We start from the raw sequence: 21275 nt of genomic DNA, 5'->3' as shown, positions 1-21275 counted from the left end.
CCCCGTTCGCTCCGGCCACAAGCACGTAAATCACTGAATTCGCAGTGCAAGCATCGCTCGTTTGCCATCGAGTAGGAATGAACCCTTGATCCTCCAGGACTACCTCGCCGCCCTGCCCATGGGCGACCTTAAATCCATGGCCGTCACCCTCGGCGTGCAGCCCGGTATGATCTCCCGCGCACGGCTGATCCGCGAAATTACCGACCGAGTCTTCGAGCCGGGGTACATCGATCAGTGCGTGGACGATCTGAGCGAAGAAGCCCGGGAGATTCTCCTGGCCGTGCTTTCCGCCGGAGAGGCTGGACGGGTCTACGACACGAGGAAACCCTCCAACGACGGGTTGATCGAACAACTCCACGGACTGCTGAACCGGGGGCTCGTGATCGGCCGGCGGCCGGCGTTCCGCACGGTCGACTTCACTGTGCCGGAAGACCTCCGGGACATGCTGATCCGCAATTTCACGGACCGGCTGGCGGGGTATTTCTCGACGGAAGTGGGGAAATCGGAAGACGACGAAAGCCGGGACCTCACCGCGGTCCGAAACGTCTTCGCCCTGGTGAACGGACTGCGCCACAACCCGGCGCGGCTCACGGACCGGGGCCTGCCCTACAAACGGGCGCTCGATGCCATGGTGGATCGGCAGGAGACCCTGACGAACGGCTTGCAGGATTCGGAGGAGGAAACCCCCGATCAGATGCGCTTCGTCATGGACTATGCGCGGTGGCGCGGATTGACGCGCATAGAGGACGGACGCCTTCGCGCCGACAGCGAATTCGAATCGTGGCTTGAGCTGCCCACCACCGAAAAACTGGCGAACCTGTTGTCCTTCTGGCACGCACGGGACCGGGCGCGTTCCCCCGCGATATCCGCACTGCCGGGTATCCTTCAACTGTGTGTAGGTTTCGCGCAGGTGGACCTGGACCAGATCCTGCGCTGCGTGCTGACCTGTTCTTCTACCCACGTGCAGACGGATGCCTTCAGCGACGAGGAAAGAGCGGAGATCCACGCCGCGCTGCGCGAGCTCGAATGGATCGGCCTCCTGCGTCAGTATGACGGCAAGAACGGGGCCGGAGGCGGCCTGGTGATTACGCCGGCGGGACGGCACGTGTTCGGCGGGGAGGACTGGCCAGACGAGCAGGCCTGGAGCGCGCGGTTCGTCGTCCAGCCCACCTTCGAGATCATTGCGCCCCGGGACCTGGACTTGAACATCCGTGAAAAACTCGAACGCTTCTCCGACCTCGAAAAGGTCGATCTCACCCTGACCTACCGGGTCACCCGCGATACCATTTACAGGGCCGCCAACACGGACATGTCCGGCGCGGACGTCAACGGTTTCCTTGCGGACAATTCCGAGAAGGACGTGCCGCAGAACGTTGCGTACTCGATCCAGTCGTGGGGCGATGCGTACGGCCAGGTGTACTTCATGGAGACCTTCCTTCTCCGGACCGCCAGCGCCGAGATCGCCAGCCACATCAAGGCCCACGGGGAACTCGCGCCATATATCAAGGGCGAGGTGGCGCCCGACGCGCTCATCGTGGAACGCAAGATGTACCGGGAGCTGATGGACCTGCTTCAGAAACAGGGTTACATGCCGAGATCGGGGATCGTCGGACCCGCGGAGGCCGCTTCGAGTTCTATCGCCGGAGATGCGGTCCAGCGTGCCCGGTCCGCCAATGGGAACGGACCGAGAACAGACCCGAATGAATCACGGGAGCGAAGCGGTCATTCCGACCGAGGTGGTCATCCCGGCCGAAGCGGCCATTCCGACCGAAACGATCCACCCACGGACGGTACGGAGCGTACACCCCCTGAATCCGAACGAAAACCAGTCCTCGGATTCGGGGACTGCCTGCCCGGTTATCAGCTGCACCAGGGATCGGGCGGGGCCGACCGAAACGCTCCGCACATCGAGCAGGCCGCCAACCTGCAGTACCTGTCTCCCGGGCAGACCGAGGAACTCCTGGAAATGGCGGTGAAGAACAACCACCGGGCCGTCATCGAATACTACCTGGGCAACCGTAGCCGCAGCTTCCTGCACCGGATCAAACCTATCCGCATCGAACGGACCCGGGGCACGCCCTTCATCGAGGCGCACCGCATACCCGAGGGCGACGTGCACGCCTTCAAGATCGCGAACATCCGGGCGATCCGGATCGTATACGAGCACGAGGAACAGGCAGGCGGCAACTGATTGATAAGGCGAATCGAAGGTGAGAAGACCGTCGTAGTTCGCCCAACGGAGGTGGAAATGCATACCACGCTCATCGACGTACACACACTGAACCGGCATCACCAGGACCCGGACTGGCGCGTGATCGACGCCCGGTTCTCCCTGGCCGACGCGGACCAGGGCGCCAGGGAGTACGGTGAAGGCCACGTGCCCGGCGCCGTGTACGCCCACCTGGACGACGATCTGTCCGGTCCTATCGTGCGTGGAGTGACCGGCCGACATCCGCTGCCTTCCGTAGAGCGGGCCGCCGAGGTCTTCTCTCGACTCGGAATCGACGGAAGCGTGCAGGTCGCAGTCTACGACGGTGCGGGCGGTTCAGTGGCCGGGCGGGTGTGGTGGATGCTCCGCTGGCTGGGTCACGATGCCGTAGCCGTATTGGACGGCGGTTGGCCCGCCTGGACCGGAGCGGGCCTGCCGGTTACGCAAGAAGTAAGGGAAGTGGCGCCGCGCACCTTCGTGCCCAACGTTCGGGCACACCTGGTCACCGACGTGGACGGCGTCGACCGACACCGGAAGGACGCGGACTGGGCCGTCCTGGACGCCCGCACGGCGGAGCGTTTCCGCGGAGAGCAGGAACCCATCGATCCCGTGGCCGGCCATATCCCGGGTGCCACATGCGCGTCTTTCGATGCGAACCTGGGGGAAGATGGGTGCTTTCGGTCGCCGGAGGAACTGAGACGGAGATTCGAGGGGTTGTTCGGCGGCGTGCCGGCCGACCGCGCCATAAACTACTGCGGATCGGGCGTCTCGGCCTGCCACAACCTGCTTGCTATCGCTCATGCGGGCTTCGGTGACGCCGTGCTCTACCCGGGTTCCTGGAGCGAGTGGATTACCGACGAGGACCGGCCGATCGGGACGGGTGAGGGGTGAGCCTAATCCCTCACTTCCCCACCGCATACCTGAAAGTCACCCACAGGATCTTCACGCCCGCCCGGACCGCACCGGACAGCGTACCCGTTATCTTCGATACCCCGACCCGCTTGCGATACCGCACTGGTACGTCGAGCGTCCGAAAGCCCTTCCGCGCCGCCTTGATCTGCATCTCGACGGTCCAGCCGAAGTTCTGATCCGCCATTTCCAGCTCGAGCAACCGGTCGTAGCGTATGGCCCGGAATGGTCCGAGATCGGTGTACCGATGGCCGTAAAGCCACCGGATGATCCGCGGCACGAGGACGTTCCCGATGACGGCCTGGATCGGCATGGAGCCCGGCGCGCGGCGGCCCAGCATCCGCGACCCGATCACCAGGTCGTAGCCGTCGTCCAGGATCGGCCTCACCAGCTCTCCCATTTCCTCCGGGTAGTCGCTGTAGTCACCGTCCAGGAACACGATGACGTCCGGGGTGAACCGGGCGGCCTCGGCCATGCCGCGCAGGCAGGCCGCCCCATAGCCGCGCCGGGGCTCCCGCACGACGACGGCGCCGCCTTCCGCGGCCACGGCTGCCGTCCGGTCCGTCGACCCATTGTCCACCACGATCACGGCCGCGGCCATCCCCTCCGGGATATGGGCCAGGACCAGCCCGATCGAATCCTCCTCGTTCAGGACCGGTATGATGACCACGATCTTCCGACCGTCCACCGGCCGCGCCATATCCGGCCGCGCCATATCCGGCATCGCCATATCTGGCCCCTCAAAATCCCTTTCGATCCGTGTTTACAGTGGTTTCCAGCGGTCCGGGCCCGCCGTATATAATGTATAATTCGCTTGACAAGGCCCTACATATACTAATATATCCCCTTAATAGTCTCCTGAAACCCATTTTCAACCCGATCCGACTTTACCGTATTTCAAAACCGGCTGTATTCGCCATCAGGATCCGTGTCCGATGCGTCTCTCCCATCTTGAAATGATCGGTTTCAAGTCATTCTCCACCCGGCTGAAGGTGAAGTTCAGCGACGGCATCACGGCCGTGGTCGGTCCGAACGGCTGCGGCAAGTCCAATATCGTCGACGCCATTCGCTGGGCGCTGGGGGAGCACCGCGCGACTTCGCTGCGGGGCGACCGGATGGAAGACATCATCTTCAACGGCACGGCCGCCCGCAAGCCCCTCGGCATGGCGGAGGTGTCGCTGACGATCGACAACAGCGAGCAGATGCTGCCTGTCGAATACAGCGAAGTCACGATCACGCGCCGCTATTTCCGCTCGGGCGCGAGCGAGTACCAGATCAACAAGGTTCCCTGCCGCCTCAAGGACATCACCAACCTCCTGCTGGACACGGGCATGGGCGCCCACGCCTACTCCATCATCGAGCAGGGCATGGTGGAATCGGTGGTGAACGGCAGCCCCCTGGAACGGCGCCAGCTCATCGAGGAAGCCGCCGGCATCAACAAGTACAAGACGCGGCGGCGCCTGGCGCAGCGGAAGCTCGAAGGGACCGAGCACGACCTGGTCCGTATCGCCGACCTCCTGGACGAGGTCGAGCGCAGCGTGAGCACGCTGCGGCGGCAGGTGCGCAAGTACGAGCGGTACGAGCGGCTGATGCAGCAGATGAAAGACGTGGAGATCGTGGTCGCCTGCCACGCGTTCCAGGACCTGCGAAGGCAGACCGAGCCCGTCCGGGAGCGGATCCGGCAGTTCGCGGAGCGGAAGGAAGCCATTCAGACCCGCATACGGACCGCCGAGGCGGAGGTCGAGAAGAGCAAGGCCGTCCAGTTGGAAAAGGAGGAAAAACTCCAGCAGCGGCAGGACGCCGTCAACCAGATCGACGACCAGATCAGGGCGCTGGAAGAGGAACTCCTGGTGAGCAAGGAGCGCCGGACCGGCCTGGAGCAGCGGGCTCGTTCCGCGTCGGGGGAAGCCGAACAGGCGGAGACCGAACTGGAAGGTATCCGGTCGCAGCTCGCCCGGATCGGGGACGACCGGAAGACGTTGGAGACGGCGCTGGAACAGGCACGCGCTGCCTTCGCGGAGCGGGACGAGGCGTCCCGGACCTACGCCGGCCGGATCTCCGCGCAGAAAGAAGCCACCCAGGCGCTGCGGGACCGCAGCATGGCGGCGATTCAGCAGCACTCGAGCGAGCTGGCGGCCATCAGTTCCCTTGAAACCCGCGTAGCATCCCTTCGCAAAAGAAGCGCCGAAGTGGGGTCCGCCCGGAAGAAACTCGCCGAGGAACTGGCATCGAAGAAAGCGGCCGTCGAGACCGTGCAGAAGGAACTGCGGGACGTCCGGGCCGTAGTGGAAGAGAACGCGTCGCTGCACGCGAACCTGACGGAATCGGTCCAGAACGCGCAGCAGTGCATCGAGTCGGCCCGGGACGAGCTGTCCGGCCTCGAAACGACCATTGCGACGGCGGAAAAGGAATGGACGCTCCTCGATCGCATGCACCGGCAGTACGAAGGATACGGCCAGGGCGTCCGGACGCTGCTCACCAACGGCGCGGACGTCGATGGGCTCCGCGGCGTGCTGGCGGACGGGATCACCATCGACAAGGCCTACGAAACAGTAATCGCGGCCTACCTGGACGACATGCTGCAGTACGTGGTGGCCGGCCGCACAAAAGATGCCGAGGCGGGCCTGGCCTACCTCCGGGAGCAGGAGGCCGGCCGGGCTTCCTTCATCCTCCTGGACCGGATGAAGTCCCGCCCCGCGCCCGCGGATCTGCCCTTCGAGGACGACGGCATCATCGGCCGCGCGAGCACCATGGTCAAGTCCGACAAGGCGCTGGCTCCGGCGGTGACCCACCTGCTCTCCAGGGTCGTGCTCGTGAAGGACGTGGAAACGGCCCTGCGCCTTTCCCCCTTGTTCGACACCGACCAGGACTGGAGACTGCTGACGGCCGGCGGCGAGGTCGTGGACCCGGCCGGCGTACTGACCGGTGGTTCGTCCGGATCGTCCGAGGCCGGCGAGTCGGACCTTCTGCGCCGCGCGGAGCGGATCGCGGAGATCGAAGGGGAACTGGAGGAAGACCGGGCGCAACGGGACAAGGTCGCCGGCGAACTGGAAGGCCTGGAGACGGAACTGGCCGCGCTGGCGCAGCGGCAGGCCTCCGTCGAGCAGGTACTCGGCGAGTCCCGGCGCAAGTTGATGGAAACGGAGTCCGGGGAACGGCAGTTGGATTTCGAGCGGTCCCGGATGACGGAACAGGACGAAGAACTCGCGCGTGAAGCGGATACCCTGGCCGCGGACGCGAAGGCTGCGGCCGGGGAACGCGAGCAGCGCAAAACAGCGATGGAGACCCTGGCCCGCGACCGGGTATCGGCCGAAGCAGAAGAACGGACCAACCAGCAGACCCTGGACGAGATGGAGGAGGAACGCCAGCACCTGGCCGAAGCGGCCAACGAAGCGCGGGTCGCCCTCGTGTCCATGGAAAGCCGGAGCAACGAGTTGAGCACCGCCGATGAATTCCTTACCCAGGAGAACGAGCGCCTGGCCAATCTCCTGACGCAGCGAAAGACCGAGGCGGTGGAGGCCGGCAGCCAGTCCACGGAACTGGAGAAGGCCCAGAAAGTTAACGAGAAGCAGCTGGAGGCGCACTACGCGACCCGGCGGGAGCGCGCGTTGGACCGCGACGCCGTCCTCGAAGAGCACCAGAACCTGCAGGAAGCCGAACGCCATCTGCAGCAGCACCTCGGCGAGAACCGGAACGAACTGACCCAGGTACAGGAACAGGTCCACCAGGCGGAACTGGAAGACGCCGAGTTATACATGAAGAGCAACGAGATCCGGCGACAGTTGATGGACCGGCACGACACCGACCCCGAGGGCATGGACGAACTGCCGCGGATCGAGGAACTGGACGAATACTCGCCCGACGCCGCCCAGACCCTGCGGGACGGCATCCAGCGCAAGGTGGACGACTTGGGTCCCATCAACATGGCGGCGGTGGAAGAGTACCGGGCGGGCAAGGAGCGGCTCGACTTTCTCCAGCAGCAGCAGAACGACCTCATCGAGGCCAAGGACAACCTGGAGAAGACCATTATCAAGATGAACAAGGCCGCCCGGTCCCGCTTCATGACCACCTTCGAAGAGGTCCGGACCAACTTCATGACCACCTTCCAGACGCTGTTCGAAGGCGGCGAGGCCGACCTCATGCTCGAAGAAGGGGACCCTCTCGAAGCGGGCATCGAGATCATGGCGCGGCCGGGAGGAAAGCGGCTGCAGAGCCTGGCCCTGCTGTCCGGCGGCGAGACGGCCCTCACGGCCATCGCCCTGCTCTTCGCCATCTACCTCGTGAAGCCCAGCCCCTTCTGCGTGTTCGACGAGGTGGACGCGCCGCTGGACGACGCCAACGTCCGGCGCTTCGCCAGCGCCCTGCGCCAGTTTACCAGCGACACGCAGTTCCTGGTGGTCACCCACAACAAGCGGACCATGGAAGCCGCCGATTACCTCTACGGCATTACCATGGAAGAACCCGGCCTGTCCAAGATGGTCTCCGTGCGCCTCGAGGATGCCGATTCGGAGGCGCTGGAAACCGCGGCCGCTCCGGGCGAGGAGGCCAACGGCGCCGGTACGGTCGGGGTATAGGTGAGACTTGATCGTCATCGGAGTAGCCGGCGGCATCGCCTCGGGTAAATCGACGGCGGCACGGGTATTCGAGCGGCTCGGCGCCCGCGTGCTGGACGCCGACGCCATCGGCCACGACCTGCTGCGGACCGAACGGATGCGCGACGATATCCGGTCGGCCTTCGGCGAGGCCGTCCTGACGGCCGAAGGGGACGTGGACCGGCGGGCCCTCGGACGCCTGGTCTTCGGCGACGAGCAAGCCCGGCAACGGCTGAACCGCCTGGTACGGCCCGCCATACGCGGAGAAATTCGCCGCCGGATCACCGGGATGCGCGCCGAGGGCTATGACGGGGTCGTCGTGGTGGACGCCCCCCTGCTGGTCGACACCGGACCCACCGACCTGGCCGACCGGGTCATCCTGGTCACCGCACCCGCTTCCGCACGCAAAGAACGGATCATCCTCCGCGGCCTCACCGGCGGCGAGGCCGAAGCGCGTATCGCCGCCCAGGAGTCTGACGCGAAACAGGCCCGGTGGGCGGATTTTATCCTGGAAAACAACGGCACGCGGAACGAACTGATCGAAAAGGCCGAAGCGCTCTGGAAGCGCATCCTCTCCTGAAACAGCCCCGTTACCTGTAAAGGCCGCGTTCTTCGATATAGTCCGCCACTTCCGCCGGGACAAGGTGGGTGATGGGGAGTTCTGCTTTGACGCGACGGCGGATGTCCGTGGAAGAGATGTCGATCTCGGGAAGCTGGAGGGAGACGACCCGGTCCCGCCAACTGGGATCCAGACCGGAGAGGTCTTTGCCGGGCCGGGGAACCGTCACGACCGTCGCCAGTTCGAATACCCGGTCCGGTGCATGCCAGGTGTCGATCTCGAGCAGGCTGTCGGCCCCGATGACGAGGTGGAATGCACAGGACTCGCCGTAGATCTCCCGCAGCGCCTCCAGCGTGTCCACGGTATAGGACAGGCCGGGGCGGTTGATCTCCGCGTCCGACACCTCGAACCGGGGATCGTTCCGCGCGGCCAACTGCGTCATACGATACCGATCATCCGGCGAGGCGACGGCGTGCCCCCGCTTGTGCGGAGGGCGGGCGGAAGGGATGAACAGGAGCCTGTCGAGGGCACAGTGTTCGACCACGCCCCGGGCAATGTCCAGGTGGCCGGCGTGAATCGGGTCGAACGTACCCCCGTAAACACCGAGCCGTTGGATGTTCACGGTGAGTTGCCGCTCTCGGATTCGGCCGGTGAGGATCCGTCCGTGGAAGCCGGGTCGTCCGTGGAAGCCGGGTCGTCCGTGTAAGACGTGTCGTCCATGGGGCCGTCCTCGGCCAGGGATGGCGCTACGTAACTGTTTCTCAGTTCGGAAAGACGCTTTCCGGCCTCCGCCGACCGTTCGTTTTCGGGATAGCTCTGGATGAAAATCTCGAACTGCTCGATGGCTTCCCGGTATTTCCCCTCCCTCGCGTAGCTGTCGGCGATTTCGAATTGCGCCCGGGAAGCCCAGTTGCTCATGGGGTAGGTTTCCAGCAGTTCGCCGAAATAGAGACGGGCCGCTTCCCAGTCCTTCAACTTGTAGTAGAGGTTGCCGATCCGGTAATCCTTCTCGGCCACCTTGTCGAAACATTGCTGCAGCAGCTCGTGGACTTCCGCGCTCCATTCGCTGTCGGGATACTCCTGGAGGAAGAACTGGAGTTCGCGGATGGCTTCGAAGGTCTTGTCCTGTGTGAGATGGGGCGGATTGGACTGGAGGAACGTGGCATAGGCCAGCTTGTACTGGCTCTCGTCGCTGTACGGGCTCTGGGGAAAATCGCTGATCAGCCGCCGGAACACGAGCGTGGCCAGGGGGTATTCCTCCATGTTGATGTGCATTTCCCCCTGATGGTACAGGGCGTCGTCCACGATATCGCTGCCGGAGTGGCCGAGGGTGATGGCCCGGAAGGCGTCCAGGGCATTCAGCCAGTCCTCCTGCTCCACGCGCTCCATGGCGTAGTCGTAGAGTTCCTCCGCGGTCCAGTCGGACTCGAATCCGGGCGGGCTGCACGCCGAAACCACGAGCAGGGCGAGGAATATCCCCGTGACGGGGATCCTGTAGCGGCGTAAGGGGGGGATGATCATGCCGGTGTTCCGAATTGGGCGGGAAACGTCTGCGGGTTTGGCCCTCGCTGCGGTTTTGGTCCACCGTGTACGGGGGACCCTGTCGAGACCGCGCCGACCAGGTCGTATTCCATGGCGTCGATGATGTCCACGGAGGCGAAGTCTCCGGGGGCCAGACCGTCCTCGGCCGCCAGGCCTTCGCCGGTGACCAGCACCTCGTTGTCGACCTCCGGCGCATCCGCGGCGGTCCGCCCGGTGTAGTGCCCTTCATCGGCAAGTTCGTCGATCAGCACTTCGACCGTCTTCCCCACGAAGGACCGGTTGCGTTCGAGTGATATTTCGCGCTGCAGCGCCATGAGCCGGTCGTGCCGCTCCTGCTTGACGGGCTCGGAGATCTGGCCGTCGTACCGTGCGGCCGGCGTCTGCTCCTCCCGCGAATACATGAACACGCCCATGCGGTCGAACCGCGTCTCCCCGACGAAGTCGTAGAGCTGTTCGAAGTCCTCCTCGGTCTCTCCCGGAAAGCCCACGATGAAGGTGGTTCTCAGCGTCGCGTCCGGCATCCGGTCGCGGATCCGCTTCAGGAGCGCGCGCGTCTCCTTCGAGGTCGTCTCGCGGTTCATGCGCGAGAGCATGGGGTCCGATATGTGCTGCAGAGGCATGTCGATATAGTTGCACACCCGTTCCAGGTCGGCGAAGGCATGGATCAGCGTGTCGGTGAACCGCACGGGGTGATTGTACAGCGCCCGGATCCAGCGCACGCCTTCCACGCCGTTCAGGGCGGTGAGCAGGTCCTCCAGCCTGGCCGGCTGCGCCAGGTCCTTGCCGTACCAGGTGGTGTCTTGCGAGATCAGGTTCAGTTCGACGGCGCCCTGGCCGGCCAGCGTCCGGGCCTCTTCCACGAGCGAATCCACGGTGCGGCTCCGCTGGCCGCCCCGGATGGCCGGGATGATGCAGAACGTGCACCTGCGGTCGCACCCCTCGGCGATCTTGAGGTAGACGGAATGGCGGGGCGTGGTGATGACCCTCGGGTAGGAGTAGTCGGTGGGCAGGGGCTGCCTTCGTATCTCCCGCAGGGTCTCGCGCCGGCCGCGCAGACGGTCCAGCAGTTGGACGATGCGCGGGTATTGATGCACACCGATCACGGCGTCCACTTCCGGCATTTCGGCCACCAGGCCGTGGGCGTATCGCTGCGCCATGCATCCCGTGACGACGAGCGAATCGCACCGGCCGTCCTCCTTGAACCGCGCGAGGTCCAGTATGGTCTCGATGGACTCCTCCTTGGCGGGACCGATGAACGCACAGGTGTTCACGATGATGACGTCCGCGTCGCCGTGGTCGGCCACCACGTTGTATCCAGCCCGGGTGAGCTGGCCCAGCATGACTTCGGAATCCACCAGGTTCTTCGAACAACCCAGGCTGGCGAGACTGATGTTGGGCAAAGTCTTTCTCCGCTTGCTGCGCTTACTCTGCTTCTACGCGGCGTCCTTCAGCGCAGGTCGACCCATTCGACCCCCTCGGGCGCCGTCATTTCGAACAACCCGGGAGCGAGTTTCTCGTTCAGACGGTAATCCATGAAACGCAGGGTGGTTTCAGACCCCATGTCGTCCCTGTACGTCACTTTCCGCGTAAGCCAGTTTTTCTCGTCCACCCAGATGCGCAGATCCGGAAGGCCGTCGGCCGGTTCGACGGCGGTGAGCCTGAGCCGGGAGCACGGCATGCCATCGACCGGTTCCCTGCCCTCCAGCGCATACAGGTAACGGTTCGAGTAGTTGAATATGAAGTCGTCCGGTCGGCCTGGCCGGCCCGTGCGCCCGGGTCCGGATTCCGATCCCTCTTCCCCCGCCGGCGACACGATGACCTGCCGGTTGCCGGGCACGTAGGTCCACAGCGTCTCGCCGTCTGAAACGATGGTCTGGCCGGCCTCTTCCATGCGCAGGCGGTTCCGGTCCCTCTGCAGATAGAGTTTCCCTTCGGTCTCGCTACGGCTTTCGAGCACGGCCGCAAACGTCGTAACGGTATACCGGGCCGCCAGAGACCGCACGGCGTCGAAGCGCTGGCGCATCTTTCCGGTGACGGTCTCCGCCGTATGAAGCTGCTCCGGCGGTCCGACGTACTCCAGCGGTCCGACGTCCTCCGGCGTCCGGACGACCCCCGTCGCTTCAACACCCTGCATCGCCATCAGGCCGGTCAACAGGCCGACCCAGAGATGAGCGGCCATGCCAACTCCTCTCGCGGAATACCCATGCGAATCACTTCCTACGCAAGCCTGAAAATATGTATCCTAAACGCGTCCGCGTCAAGTTCTACAGTGGATGGATTCCCTGATATAAAGAACGGGGAAAGCCCCCGTGGGTTCCCTCCCCGTTCCTTACACTGCCGGTTGTACTTCGACGCGCTGCCGGTTGTACTTCGGCGCGCTGCGTGGTCCGCTTCGGCCTTACCATTACGGCATGGCGGGCCGCTTGCTTCGGCCGGTCCCATCACGGAACCGCGGGCCGCCCTCTCTCGTACCGCACTTTCCCGTCCACGATGGTATACACGATTTCCGTGTCCAGGATCTGGTTCTCAGGCACGGTCATGATGTCTTTCGACAACACCGTAAAATCGGCGAGCTTGCCCTGCTCGATGGACCCGAGCACGTCTTCGTGAAACGAGCCGTAGGCGGCGTCCAGGGTATAGGACCGCAACGCCTCCTGGCGCGACATGCGCTGGTCGCCGAACATCCCGCCTTCGGGCGTACCGTCCGGCCGCTCACGGGTCACGCTGGCGTAGAAGGAAGCGATGGGACTGATGTCCTCCACCGGCGCGTCGGTCCCGTTGATGACCTTCACGCCATGCTGTAGCAGCTTCTGCCAGACATAGCCGCCCTCCGCCGTGCGGGAGGTACCGAGCCGGTCCGGCGCCCAGGGAAGGTCCGAGGTCGCGTGTATGCCCTGCATCGACGCGATCACGCCCAGTTGGGCGAACCGGGGGATGTCCGCCTCGTCCAGGATCTGGGTATGTTCGTCGCGGAACCGGTGGTCCTTCACGTGGGGGAATTCCTCCATCGCCTTCTCGTACATGTCGAGCATCATGCGGTTACCGCGGTCGCCGATGGCGTGGGTGCACACCTGCCATCCATGCTCCAGGGCGAAACGGGCGGCGTCGTAGATCATGTCGGGCGGGGTCGTGGGGAATCCGGAATTTCCCGGATCGTCTTCGTAGGGCTCCAGCAGCCAGGCGCCCCGCGAGCCGAGCGCCCCGTCTCCGTACATCTTGACGGCACGGACGGTGAGAAACCCCTCGGGGTGAGACCACGGTTTCTGCAGGGCGACCATGGTGTGCAGATTCGAGGCCATCACGTAGACGCGCATGTCCAGCTTGCCCGCGTCCGCGTACTCTTTGTACAGGTCGATCCCGTCCTCGCCGACTCCGGCGTCATCGAACATCGTGATGCCGTTGGCCAAGCATTCCTGGATGCCGAGTTCAAGGGCCTGCCGCCGCTGGTTCTCCGTCAGGCCGGGAACGCTCACCAGTCCCATGGCCTTGTCCACCAGGATCCCCGTGGGGTTGCCATCGGCGTCCTTGATGATGTCGCCGCCTTCGGGAGACTGCGTGTTCCGGTCGATCCCCATCAGTTCCATGGCTTTGGCGTTGGCAAAGGCGGCATGGCCGTCGGCCCGTCGCACGTACACCGGGATATCCGGCACGGCCTCGCTCAGCTTGTGGTGGGTCATGAACCCACGGACTGTGAGCGAACTGCGGTCGGTCCACTTCTCCTCGTGCCACCCGCGGCCGGTGATCCAATCGCCCTCCTCCACACCGTCGGCCGCCGCAAGCACCCGCTCGATGAGTTCGTCGTAACCCGAAATGCCCACCAGGTCGACCGTCATCTTGGCAATCCCGATGCCCATGAGGTGGCCGTGGCTTTCCTTCAACCCGGGCACCAGGGTCTGGCCTTCGAGATCGATCACCCGGGTATCGGGACCGATGAAGGGCTCCACGTCCGCATCGACGCCCACGACGGCGATCCGGTTGCCGATGACGGCCACGGCCTGCGCCTTGGGCCGATCGGCGTCCATCGTGTAGACCGTGCCGTTTTTCAGCACCAGGTCCGCGGTGGACCTGCGCACCTGGGCCTCGCCGCCGGTGGACCATACCAGGGACATCAGTCCCGCGATGGTCGCTGCAATCACTGACTTTCGCATGCTTACCTCCTCGTTACCTAACCTAAAAGCCGTGGCCTGAATCTCGTCCGCCACGCGGCAGGGGCCATCTCGCATCCGTCACGATACCGCCACGGCCTAAATCTCGTCCGCCACGCGGCGGCGGTCCACTTCCTCGTTGATGTAGGCGATGATGTCCCGCGTCGAAGTGCCGGGACCGAACAGCTTTCCCACGCCGATTTCCGCGAGCTCCTCCGCGTCGGTTTTCGGGATGATGCCGCCGCCGGTGAGGAGCATGTGCTGGACGCCCCGTTCCCGCAGCAGGTCCATGACCCGGGGGAAGATGGTCATGTGGGCGCCCGAGAGGATGCTCAGCGCGACCACGTCCACGTCCTCCTGCACGGCCGCTTCCACGATCATTTCCGGCGTCTGCCGGAGCCCGGTGTAGATCACTTCCATGCCGGCGTCGCGCAAGGCCGCGGCCACCACCTTGGCGCCGCGGTCATGGCCGTCCAGGCCCGGTTTGGCGACGAGAACCCGTATGTTTTCCGCCATGATCTTCGATCCCTTCCATCATCTCCCGGGCGGCCGCCAGCGGGCTCAACTCCCTGCAGGCCACGCGTTCGGAAAGGCGGTCCATCGCGTCTCCGGCGTCCCGAAGCACCGTCAGCCGGCCATGCCACCATTCGCCGAGCGCTTTCTCGATGGCCGAGCGCCCCTGGCGCAGCCGGCGCGCCTGCAACCTGCCTTCTCCGGCGAGGTAGTCCGCGTGTGCGTCCAGGCGCTCATACAGGCCGTCGATACCGGTATCGTCCCGCGCGCTGGCGCTGAGGACGGGTGGTTTCCAGCCTTCCTCCCACCGCCCCATGTCCACGATCATCTTCAGTTCCGAGGCGAACCGGTCCGCGCCTTCGCGGTCGGACTTGTTGACGACCAGCACGTCGGCGATCTCCATCAGGCCGGCCTTCATGGCCTGAACGCTGTCGCCCGATTCCGGCGTGAGCAGGACGACGGTCGTATCGCTGACGTCGGTAACATCGAGGGTGGACTGGCCTACGCCCACGGTCTCCACAATGATAACATCTTTGCCGAAGGCGTCAAGGGCCGTCATCGCGTAAGGCGTCGCCTCCGAAAGCCCGCCGGAATGGCTTCGGTCGGCCTGGCTGCGCATGAAAACCTGCGGATCGTCCCACGATCCCTGCATGCGGAGCCGGTCGCCGAGCAGCGCGCCGCCGGTGAAGGGGCTCGTCGGGTCCACGGCGATGATGCCTACCGTGCGGCCGCTTTTGCGAAGCCGGGCGGTGAGACGGTCGGCAAGGGTGCTCTTTCCGGAACCGGGCGGGCCCGTAATCCCGATGCGGCGGGCCTTGCCGGAACGGGGATACAGCACGTCCAGCATGGCGGAACGCCGGTCTCTGTCGTTTTCAAGGAGGGTGATGACGCGGGACAATGCGGTTCGGTCGCCGGCAAGGAAACGGTCGAGTAGTTTCATAGCGGGATCGGAGGCTATACCGTGCCGAGTTGTATGTCTTTTATTCTCATCTGGAGGCTGGTTTCGCCTCGAAAGGTGTTTTCCTCGATGGTGTAGGCCAGGTCCAGGCGGTCCCGGCTGTCGTTCAGGCGATCGGCGAAATGCGCCATGCCGAAACCGATCGCGTCCATGGTGCGGCCTTTCTGCCTGACCCTGAACCTCAGGTGTTTCTTTTCCATCCCGATGGTCCGGAGTTTTCCGACGACGCTCAGGTTGCGGGACACGAGCACAGGGTGGTGGTTCGCCGGACCGAAGGGCCCGATCATCTTCATGAGCTTGACCATGCGCGGGGTCACCTCGTCGAGTTCGATTTCCGAGTCGATTTCGAGCTTGGGGATGAAATCGGCCGGCGTCGCGCGCGCCGCGACCACCTCGTTGAATCTCTGCCTGAACTCGTCGATGCGTTCCTTTTCGATGGACAGGCCCGCCGCGTGGTGGTGGCCGCCGAACTGGATCAGCAGGTCGGAGCACTCCTTGATGGCGTTGTACAGGTGGAAGTCGCCCACGGTCCGCGCCGAGCCGCGTCCCTTCTCACCCGCGGTCGAGATCATCACGACCGGCCGGTTGAAGGCTTCCACCATGCGGGACGCCACGATGCCGATGATGCCGGGATGCCAGGTGTCCGAATCGAGTACGAGGCCTTTCGACTCCCTGAGGACCGGATCGTTCTCCGCGAGGTCCCGGGCCGCTTCGAAGGTGAGCGTATCCTCCTTGCGCCGCCGCTTGTTCTCCACGTTCAGTTCTTCGGCCAGTTGTGCCGCTTCTTTCTGGTCTTCGGTGATCAGAAGATCGACCACGCGCGTGGCGTCGCCCATGCGGCCGGCGGCGTTTATCCGCGGCGCCAGCAGGAAGAGCATGTGGCCCGTGGACAGTTCCTTCTCCCGCAGCCCCGCGACGTCCAGCAGCGCCTGCAGGCCCGATTTGTGCGTCTGCTGCATCATGTCCAGCCCGTACTTGGTCAGCACCCGGTTCTCGTCGCGCAGGGGGACGATGTCCGCCGTGGTGCCCAGGGCAACGAGGTCCATGTGCGTATACACCGTGTTTTCCGGCAGTCCCACGTGCTCGGCCAGCGCCTGCGCCACTTTGTACGCCAGGCCGACGCCGCAGAGCTCCTTGAAAGGGTATTCGCAGTCGTCACGCTTCGGATTCAGAATGGCCACACCGTTCGGAAGAGTATCGCCCGGCACATGGTGATCGATGATGACGACGTCGATGCCCATTTCGCGGGCCTGTTCCACCTCGGCGTTCGCGGTAATCCCGCAGTCGACGGCCAGGATCAGCGTCACGCCGCGGCTCCTGGCTTCCTCCAGGCCTTCTATGGACAGTCCGTAACCGTCAGTCATGCGATTGGGTATGTAGGCGGAAATCCGGTCCGTCAAAAGCTTGATCGTCAGGTACAGCAGCGTGGTCGCCGTCGTGCCGTCCACGTCGTAGTCGCCGAAGACCATGATGTGTTCCCCGCCCTGGATGGCTTCGTGAATCCGTTCCACGGCCAGGTCCATGTCCGCCATGAGAAAGGGACTGTGCAGGTCTTCGAGGGTGGGCTTCAGGAAATAACGGGCGTCGTCAAAGGTCGTAACGCCCCGGTTGAGCAGGATCTGCGCGATCACGCGCGGGACGTTGATCAGCTCCATCATCTGGGGAACCTGGGGATGTTCGTCTAATAGGACCCAGCGGCTGTTCATGTAAATTGTCGGAATCTGAGGGTGATCGTTTCGCGAGGTGCTGTAAAACGTCCAAGCCGACCGTAAGCCGAGTTCTGTGCCTTCGCGATGAAGGTGGCGATCATCTATCTGGGACGGCTGTCACCAGCCGCCTCGTGCGACCTAACCCGAGAGTCTCCGGTTTCCCGGCGGTCGAGACGGGCCGTCTCTCCTCTCCTATTCGGTCTTGCACCAGATGGGGTTTGTCCTGCCGGACCGGTTACCCGGACCGCGGTGAGCTCTTACCTCGCCTTTTCACCTTTGCCTCCCCGAAGGGATCGGCCGTGTGTTTTCTGTGACACTTTCCGTGGCATCACTGCCCCCTGCCGTTAGCAGGCATCCCGCCCTGCGGTGCTCGGACTTTCCTCGTCCGCCTGGCCGGCGAACGCGATCGCCTGGTCGACTTGGGACGTTTTACCTATACAATATAACACAGGACGCGGCGCGGTTCAATACTCCAGCCCTTCTTCGAGAATCAGGATCCGGCCGCAACTCTCACAGGATATCAGCCTCCGCCCCTGGCGGATCTGCATGATGACCTGTAGCGGGATCACGTGGAAACAGCCGGAGCAGGCCCCCTTCTTCAGCGGTACGACGGTCATCCCCCGCAAGTTCCGCCGGATCCGGTCGTATACCTTCAGGACCGGGTTCTCCACGCGCATGGCCATCCGCTTGCGTTCGTCCATTTTGACGGCGACGTCTTCGTCCACCGCCGACAGCCTGGACTCGAGTGCCGTGCGCTCCTCGCCGAAGCGTTCGATGAGTGATTCGGTCTCGCCGCGAATGGTCTCCAGCGTCTCCTCCTCGGTCTCGGCCTCGGAAATCAACTGCAGGATCGCGTCCTCGAGTTCTGAGATGCGGTTTTTCTGCGCCTGGATCTCCGCCTGGAGGGCGTCGTACTCCTTGTTGGTCTTCACGCTGTAGAGCTGACCCTGGTACTTCTTGACCTGTTCCTGCGCGGCCTGCAGGTCCCGTTCGTGCTGACGCCGGTCCTTCTCGATGTCCGCGACCTTCGTTTCCTGGTCCGAGAGCCTGGTTTCCGCCTCGGACTGGGCGGATTCCATTGACTTGAGCTGGTTGGGTATGTCTACCTTGTACTGTTCGAGTTCGTGCAGGTCCTGATCCGTCTTCTGCAATTCCAACAGCGCTATCAAGCTTTCCTGCATGCGACCTTAGCCCTCCACGGAGATGAAAAGGCGGACAAAAAAAAATGCACGCTGACCGTGCATTTTTCTTCGCTTCAATCTGGTTTTACCGCGCCCCGGGTCCGAAGAGGCAATTGCAGTCGGACCATACGAACAATAGGGCACGTAGACCTATCCATCCTTTTCCCAATACTACTTGATTTTTTGATCATAGTCGATAAAGATAATGCCGAAGGCATGTAGTGTCAACCAAAATCAGGGGAGGTTATCATGGGCTCGACCATACGAATCCGGGGCGGTAGAAAGGAAGAAAGCTTCGAGTTGAACATAGTGATTTCCAGGTGGCTGTTCGCCGGCCTCACGGCGCTGCTCGTCGCCGCCGTTTCGCTGGGGTACGCCGTCATGCCCGCCCAATCGCAGGACGACCGGGGCCGCAAGGCGGTTAACCCGGGCGCGAACTACAGCGAGGCCATCGAGGCGGGCGATTTCGTGTTCCTGTCCGGCAAGATCGCCGCCGTCCGGGGCCGGATCATCCCCGGCGGTATCGAAGCGGAAACGAAAATGGTCATGGATAACCTGCAGACGGCGCTGGCCAAGTCCGGGCTGACCATGGACGACGTCGTCAAGGCCACGGTGTTTCTCAACGACCTTAATGACTTTTCCGCTATGAACGAAGTGTACCGGTCCTACTACACGGGCGATCCGCCGGCCCGGTCCACCATACAGTCCGGTGTCGTGCTGAACGCCGGCATCGAGATTGATCTGATCGCCTACCGCGGCGGCAAGTAGTTATCTACCGCGGCGGCAAGTAGGCGCCTACCGCGGCAGCAAGTAGTCGGCAAGTAGTCTCCGGACCATTCCAGCAGAGGCGAATGAACAAAAAAACGACCGCCGGCGTGATCGGACTGGGGCTGGGACGGGCCCATCTCTCCGGTTATCTCGCGGACGAACGGGTGGAAGTCGTCGGACTGGCCGATCTGGACGTCGGGCTGGCCGAACGGACCGCGTCGGAACACGGCGTGCCCCATGCGTTTTCCGCCTACCGGGACCTGCTCGCCCTGGGCCCCGATCTCGTCAGTGTCTGCCTGCCGAATTTCCTGCACGCGCCCGTGACCATCGACGGCCTGGACGCCGGCGTCCACGTGCTGTGCGAGAAGCCCATGGCGCTGAACGCGGTCCAGGCGCGCGACATGGCCGCCGCAGCCCGGCGCAACGGCCGTTACCTCATGATCGCCCTGAACAACCGTTTCCGCGCCGAGACGCAGATCCTGAAGAAACTGATCGAGCAGGACGTGCTGGGTGAGATCTACTACGCGAAGACCGGCTGGTTGAGGCGGAGCGGCATTCCGGGCGCCGGGACCTGGTTTACGCGCAAGGCCCAGGCCGGCGGCGGGCCCTTGATCGACCTGGGCGTCCACATGATCGATCTGGCGCGCTGGCTCATGGGCAACCCGCGGCCCGAGTCCGTGGTGGGCGCCACCTACGCACGGCTGAGCGATTCGGCGGAAGGCGTCTTCGACGTGGAAGACCTCGCCGCGGCCTTCATCCGGTTCGAGGGCGATGCCACGCTCGTCGCGGAGACGAGCTGGGCCTCCCACGTGCCTTCGGAAGGCTCCTACGTCAAGCTCATGGGCACCCGGGGCGGCGCCGAGATCACGGGCAACGATCTGACCGTCTATACCGACCTGCACGGCGAGCAGGTGGATATCACGCCCGCCTACGCGCCGCGGGAATGGTCGGTCTGCATCGCGGCCGAGATCGCCCATTTCGTGGACTGTATCCGGGCCGGCCGCACGCCCATGTCCACGGGCGAGCAGGGCGTCGAGATCATGCAGATCCTGGATGGTATCTACGAATCGGCCGCGGGCAACCGGATGGTCCGGTTCGACTAGTGGGCCTCGGGGAGTCCGAATGCCCGGCTGTTGACCTGGATCGTCCGGTCGCCGGGTCTCGCTGAGAGCGCGCTTCGGTAGGCGGCCGAGGCATCGGTCCGGCGGCCGGACCTTTCGTAGGCAATCGCAAGGTTGTTCCACGCTTCCGCGTTGTTCGGGTCCACTTCCACGAGACCTTCCCATATCGCCACCGCCCCGGACCAGTTCCCTTCCCTTGCCGCCGAGATCCCCCCGCGACTGCCGGCAGGGACCAGCCGCCGCGTAACCTGGATTTCCTCCCGGACGATGGAGGCCATCAGACGGTCCACGATGCGCCTGGCGATTACCTCGGTCAGCATCGGCGAAACGATCTCGACGGAGACGTTCCCTTCCGGCGGCGACTCGACGGGATCTGGCAGCACCGTGCGGTAGGATTCGGTTTCCGTGACGGAAAAGCTGCCGAGCAGTTCGTTCGAACCGACGTCGTAGGCCCTGAGCGTAGCCGTCATGACCGCCGTCTGATCGATATGCGGCACGATATAGGACTTGTTTACGATCTTGATATCGGTTCTTCCGAGTCCCACCTCCATGGCCTCCTCCTCCCGAAAGACTTTTACCTCCCCGTAAGCTTCCGTGTAAGCCCTTTCGAGATCGCCGACGAGCGTGATATCGGCGTTGATTTCCCTTCCTACGATCAGTGCGAGAGAATCGGGGATCCGGCCGGCCTCGTGAGGGTGGCGGGACAACGTCCGGAGCACCGGTCTCATTTCGATGGCCGTCAGCGTGGAATCCGAAACGAGCGCGCGGGCGAACAGGAACCCGGTCAGGTTGTTCAGGGCCAGGTCGGTGCCGTTGAAACCGAGCAGGGCGATCGATTCTTCTTCGCCGGGGAGGCCGAGCAGGGGCGAACGGTATACATCGAACCGGACGGAGAGCGAAGAAGCCGCGCATCCGGGGACATGCGCCAGGGTTGCCGCGGCAAGGAGCGGCAGTACCGTCCTGAAGAATGAAGCGGCCATGGTATCTGAATAGGTACGCCCATTTATCCCGCTGTGTCAAGGCGATTCGGGTCGGACGCACGTCCGCCGGAACCCCCCGAAAGAGGTTG

General features: G+C 63.9%; 17 protein-coding genes and 1 other RNA gene. 6 read left to right on the top strand and 12 right to left on the bottom strand.

The genetic code is table 11. The annotated features are described in order from the left end of the window. The first annotated feature begins 85 nt into the window (after positions 1–85). Positions 86–2191 carry a hypothetical protein gene (locus F4Y38_09510; protein ID MXY49511.1) on the top strand — a complete coding sequence of 702 codons (2106 nt, stop codon included), beginning with the start codon at positions 86–88 and terminating at the stop codon, positions 2189–2191. 57 nt (positions 2192–2248) lie between these two features. Next, positions 2249–3100 carry a sulfurtransferase gene (locus F4Y38_09505; GenBank protein MXY49510.1) on the top strand — a complete coding sequence of 284 codons (852 nt, stop codon included), beginning with the start codon at positions 2249–2251 and terminating at the stop codon, positions 3098–3100. Positions 3101–3110: 10 nt separating this feature from the next. Here the strand turns inward: F4Y38_09505 and F4Y38_09500 are convergent, their stop codons facing one another. Further along, positions 3111–3818 carry a glycosyltransferase family 2 protein gene (locus tag F4Y38_09500; GenBank protein ID MXY49509.1) on the bottom strand — a complete coding sequence of 236 codons (708 nt, stop codon included), beginning with the start codon at positions 3816–3818 and terminating at the stop codon, positions 3111–3113. 235 nt (positions 3819–4053) lie between these two features. Here F4Y38_09500 and smc point away from each other — a divergent pair, with 235 nt between their 5' ends. Both smc and F4Y38_09490 read left to right on the top strand, forming a co-directional pair. Next, positions 4054–7692, top strand: coding sequence for a chromosome segregation protein SMC (smc, locus tag F4Y38_09495; protein ID MXY49508.1), 3639 nt, complete (start codon positions 4054–4056; stop codon positions 7690–7692). A gap of 7 nt (positions 7693–7699) precedes the next feature. Next, the gene (locus tag F4Y38_09490; GenBank protein MXY49507.1) at positions 7700–8290 is read left to right on the top strand and encodes a dephospho-CoA kinase; all 591 of its coding nucleotides are present in this window, start codon (positions 7700–7702) and stop codon (positions 8288–8290) included. Between the two features lie 10 nt (positions 8291–8300). Here the strand turns inward: F4Y38_09490 and F4Y38_09485 are convergent, their stop codons facing one another. From F4Y38_09485 to F4Y38_09440, 10 genes are all read right to left on the bottom strand, one after another. Then, entirely contained in the window at positions 8301–9299 is a 999-nt protein-coding gene (locus F4Y38_09485; protein MXY49506.1) for a nicotinate-nucleotide adenylyltransferase, read from the bottom strand. Then, positions 8888–9790, bottom strand: coding sequence for an outer membrane protein assembly factor BamD (gene bamD / locus F4Y38_09480; GenBank protein ID MXY49505.1), 903 nt, complete (start codon positions 9788–9790; stop codon positions 8888–8890). Before bamD ends, F4Y38_09485 begins: the two co-directional genes overlap by 412 nt. After that, positions 9787–11211, bottom strand: coding sequence for a 30S ribosomal protein S12 methylthiotransferase RimO (gene rimO, locus F4Y38_09475; protein ID MXY49504.1), 1425 nt, complete (start codon positions 11209–11211; stop codon positions 9787–9789). Before rimO ends, bamD begins: the two co-directional genes overlap by 4 nt. Positions 11212–11258: 47 nt before the next feature. Further along, positions 11259–11990: an outer membrane lipoprotein carrier protein LolA gene (locus F4Y38_09470; GenBank protein MXY49503.1), complete on the bottom strand. Its 732-nt coding sequence runs from the start codon at positions 11988–11990 to the stop codon at positions 11259–11261. Positions 11991–12252: 262 nt separating this feature from the next. Beyond that, on the bottom strand, positions 12253–13920 hold the full coding sequence (locus F4Y38_09465; protein MXY49502.1) for an amidohydrolase: 1668 nt from the start codon (positions 13918–13920) through the stop codon (positions 12253–12255). Positions 13921–14055: 135 nt separating this feature from the next. Next, entirely contained in the window at positions 14056–14472 is a 417-nt protein-coding gene (locus F4Y38_09460) for a cobalamin B12-binding domain-containing protein (protein MXY49501.1), read from the bottom strand. Continuing rightward, positions 14420–15409 carry a methylmalonyl Co-A mutase-associated GTPase MeaB gene (meaB, locus tag F4Y38_09455; GenBank protein ID MXY49500.1) on the bottom strand — a complete coding sequence of 330 codons (990 nt, stop codon included), beginning with the start codon at positions 15407–15409 and terminating at the stop codon, positions 14420–14422. The genes F4Y38_09460 and meaB overlap by 53 nt, the downstream gene beginning before the upstream one ends. A 14-nt stretch (positions 15410–15423) precedes the next feature. After that, complete coding sequence (recJ, locus tag F4Y38_09450; GenBank protein ID MXY49499.1) at positions 15424–17133, bottom strand: single-stranded-DNA-specific exonuclease RecJ; 1710 nt, start codon at positions 17131–17133, stop codon at positions 15424–15426. A gap of 48 nt (positions 17134–17181) precedes the next feature. After that, an RNA gene (gene rnpB, locus F4Y38_09445) (RNase P RNA component class A) lies at positions 17182–17558 on the bottom strand. A gap of 42 nt (positions 17559–17600) precedes the next feature. Then, entirely contained in the window at positions 17601–18317 is a 717-nt protein-coding gene (locus tag F4Y38_09440; protein MXY49498.1) for a hypothetical protein, read from the bottom strand. Positions 18318–18698: 381 nt separating this feature from the next. On the opposite strand from F4Y38_09440, the gene F4Y38_09435 reads away from it, so the two are divergent. Together F4Y38_09435 and F4Y38_09430 are read left to right on the top strand one after the other, a co-directional pair. Continuing rightward, positions 18699–19085 (top strand): RidA family protein, encoded by a 387-nt coding sequence (locus F4Y38_09435; GenBank protein MXY49497.1) that lies wholly within the window; start codon positions 18699–18701, stop codon positions 19083–19085. Positions 19086–19168: 83 nt separating this feature from the next. Further along, a complete protein-coding gene (locus F4Y38_09430) occupies positions 19169–20188 on the top strand; it encodes a Gfo/Idh/MocA family oxidoreductase (GenBank protein MXY49496.1) in 1020 nt (339 codons plus the stop codon). Here the strand turns inward: F4Y38_09430 and F4Y38_09425 are convergent. Beyond that, positions 20185–21186, bottom strand: coding sequence for a tetratricopeptide repeat protein (locus F4Y38_09425; GenBank protein MXY49495.1), 1002 nt, complete (start codon positions 21184–21186; stop codon positions 20185–20187). The genes F4Y38_09430 and F4Y38_09425 overlap by 4 nt on opposite strands. Positions 21187–21275: the final 89 nt, after the last annotated feature.

The sequence above is a fragment of the Gemmatimonadota bacterium genome, from assembly GCA_009838645.1.
In the GTDB taxonomy this organism is placed as follows: Bacteria; JAAXHH01; JAAXHH01; order JAAXHH01; family JAAXHH01; genus JAAXHH01.
Note: the sequence above shows the minus strand (reverse complement) of the source record. Positions and strands in the feature narration are given on the sequence as shown.